Consider the following 529-nt stretch of genomic DNA (forward strand, 5'->3'; position numbering starts at 1 on the left):
GTGGCTGCCGCGCAGCACGATCACCGGGCAGTGCGCGCGCCCCGCGACCGCCAGGCTCACCGAGCCCCGCAGCGCCTCGGCCACGCCGCTGCGGCCCCGGGACCCGAGCACCACGGCCAGGGCGGCGCGGCTCTCCCGTACCAGCGTGTACTCGGGCTCCTCGGGCAGTACCTCGGCCGTGATCCGCACGCCGGGCCGGCGGAGGCGGGCGCGGTGCTCGGCGGCGCGGACGATGTCCTCGATCAGCGTGCGCTCGGACGGCTCGTCCGGGCCGGCGTCGAGCACCGGCCCCTCGTAGCGCTCCCACACGGAAGCGTGCACCAGCCGCAGGGGTGCCCCGCGCAGCGCCGCCTCGTCGGCGGCCCAGTCCGCCGCTCGCAGGCTGGGCTGCGAGCCGTCGACGCCCACGACGATCGGGAGGTCCATCGTGCTCACCGCCTTCCTGGGCGCGCCGCCCCGGGGGGACCGCCCGCCCCGTGCGCCCGCTGTGACCGCTGCGACCGGGGCCGCGCCCGTGGTGCGGCGCGGG

The 529-nt window shown here is 79.4% G+C and carries 1 protein-coding gene; it reads right to left on the reverse strand.

Annotation, left to right across the window (positions count from 1 at the left end):
- On the reverse strand, positions 1–426 hold a 426-nt coding region (locus GT045_RS05595), incomplete at its 3' end, for a universal stress protein (protein ID WP_161333467.1).
- Between the last annotated feature and the right edge of the window lie 103 nt (positions 427–529).

This window comes from Streptomyces sp. SID486 (assembly GCF_009865385.1).
Classification (GTDB): Bacteria; Actinomycetota; Actinomycetes; order Streptomycetales; family Streptomycetaceae; genus Streptomyces.